General features: G+C 34.2%; 2 protein-coding genes and 1 pseudogene. 1 reads left to right on the top strand and 2 read right to left on the bottom strand.

Annotation, left to right across the window (positions count from 1 at the left end; translation table 11 throughout):
- Nucleotides 1-333: 333 nt before the first annotated feature.
- Complete coding sequence (locus NCY57_RS16485; protein ID WP_250789861.1) at nt 334-705, bottom strand: hypothetical protein; 372 nt, start codon at nt 703-705, stop codon at nt 334-336.
- A gap of 342 nt (nt 706-1,047) precedes the next feature.
- Between NCY57_RS16485 and NCY57_RS16480 the strand changes: the two are divergent.
- Nucleotides 1,048-1,275, top strand: a pseudogene (locus NCY57_RS16480) (transposase); the annotation flags it as partial.
- Between the two features lie 626 nt (nt 1,276-1,901).
- On the opposite strand, the gene NCY57_RS16475 reads toward NCY57_RS16480, so the two are convergent.
- The coding region (locus NCY57_RS16475; RefSeq protein ID WP_250789860.1) for a hypothetical protein at nt 1,902-2,353 on the bottom strand (452 nt) is incomplete at its 5' end.

The raw sequence follows: 2,353 nt of genomic DNA, 5'->3' as shown, positions 1-2,353 counted from the left end.
AGGTTTCAAAATGCACTCGCATTTTTTATTCCAAAAAAACAGAATATTTTTCTTCTCGATTTCCCATTTATCGGTATATTGATTTTCAGATTTACATATAATATAATGCCAATAGGCAAAAAGTAATCCCAAAAATACTTGTAGCAAAGAACGAAGCCCCGAATTGTAGTAGCGTACAATTCGGGGCTTCTTCTTGTTGATTGTCAAGTAAAATTGACCCACTTTTATGTTTAATTCTGACCCACCTGAATTCAGAAATCACCTGATTTTCAAGTGGGTCATTTCTGTATGTAAATCCGATTTTTTACACTGTGAATTGACCCGTCAAGTGCATCAGCTGAACGGAAGTTCAGCATCCGGATCCATTGCCGGATCACTCCATTCAGTATCTATGATTATGCTGTCTGAAACAGTATCATAATCCCCGCAAAGCTCCCTTAATTCTTGTTCTCGTTCTTCTTCTGAAAGACTCATCCACCATTCATACATTTCATCCTGGAAACGCATTGCGCTGACAAAGTCCATTGGGCATCCGTTTTCGCTATAAATATAGTCCCCGTTATCATATGGGCTTCGTCCACTGGCTACCCATTTTTCCAATTCATGTAACTCATTTTTCGTCATGGTCATTTCTTTTTTGTATTGCTTTAACTGTTCCTGCAGGAATTCTCTGTGCTCCGCAGGCACATTTTTTCTAAATCTCATATCTGCCTCCTAGTTAATGAGCACCTGATATCCGTCAGTCTGCATTGAACTTTTGCCGATTGGATCCAGCAATACATACTTACTGAGTTCCAGTAATCGGTCACTGATCAGGGAATGTACCATGTTCTCCATGGCTTTTATACGATCATTTCGACTTATAGCTCCTTCAGATCGGTCAGATGTTTCGATTTTATTTTCACAGAGCATCTCTAAATTTAAAAAGATATCATCTTCCTTACGGCTGTCTGATTCAAAACGGTCAGTATCATAGTTATATCCAAAACTCTTGTCTGCTTTCATCCTTTTCATAACGCAAATATAAGTAGGAAGGGGGATTCTTCGATGTTGAGAGATAATTCACAGTTAAAACTATCATTGTCACTTTATCAGGGGATTTATGAAGTAATCATTCCTGCCAATCATCTTCTGCGTAGAATTAAAGCAAATGTAGATTTTAGTTTTGTAAATCCTATGTTACGTAAACAGTACTGTGAACATTTTGGTCGTCCAGCGAAAGAACCAGAAATGATGTTTAAATTGTTGTTTCTGAAAAAATTATATGATTTGTCTTTTCTTGTATCAGGTATCTGTGATTCTTATCCTTGGAAACATACATTCACAATGTCCATGTTTTTGTATTTCATCATAAACATGAAATACGCATCCTTCGTTATCTTAACTTTCTTTGCATTCTTAATATTTACATTTCTTGCTGTGTTTCCATAAGTCTGCTGTAATTTAGCGGTATTGATTGTAAAATTCTTATTCGGTTTTAAAGCAAATTTATAAGTACCGTTTTTTAATGTTGGCATTCTTAATGTAGCACCATATATATTCACTTTGTTATATACAGATGAAACAAAATAACCCTAGTTACCTGTTTGGTATGTATGAACCTGATACAGATTCCGTTATTGTTAATGCCATTAATGATACATATACCAACTCGCCTCTTACTATCAGTTGTGAAAAATGTAATTCAACTATTTTTCTTGATACACCCGATGATATCGCGTATCTATATCGGCTGGCACAGGAAAGTCCTCTGCTATATGCTGAATTGGCTTGCAAACCTAATGGATTACAGGAATATGTAAATGCTATGAATTGGTTTAACCCAAGTTAATAGCCAATCATTGTATGTCCTATTATCAAAAACTGGTAATAGGACATTATTAGTAATACATATGTATATTCTACTTTTTCTTTTTAACAAGTAAAGGAATTCCTATTCCCAAAATATGTACCAAAATAATAATCCCCCACTTACAAATCTGAGTATTTTCAATTCCAGAAATCCATGTACTAACACATAAAAAAGGACTCATATAACCCAACATAGTCGCACATTCTACTATTTTATCAGTTTTTTCAGGTACATACTCTCCCTTACTTTGCATCTCCATTAATACATCATCTTCAATCTTTTTTCCTGCTTTTTTTACAAGCATATCAAGAATCTTCGACATAATAACGAAGGATAAAATACCTCCACCAGCATAAAACAATAATCTTATTTTATCATTCGATATCAATTGTGTAAGGTCTTTTAACAATTCTAAGAAAACTGCTTGTTCGATAAGACAAACTACAACATAAATACTTGAATATTTTGTATTCTTTAATGAATTTATTTCCTCTTTAAACT

Origin of the sequence: Blautia sp. MB18-30 (assembly GCF_023669475.1) — a bacterium.
GTDB lineage: Bacteria > Bacillota > Clostridia > Lachnospirales > Lachnospiraceae > Blautia_A > Blautia_A fusiformis.
Note: the sequence above shows the minus strand (reverse complement) of the source record. Positions and strands in the feature narration are given on the sequence as shown.

Coding starts and splice junctions, on each gene's coding strand:
- NCY57_RS16485 (WP_250789861.1), bottom strand. CDS start 705: ATGAGATTTAGAAAAAATGTGCCTGCGGAGCACAGAGAATTCCTGCAG.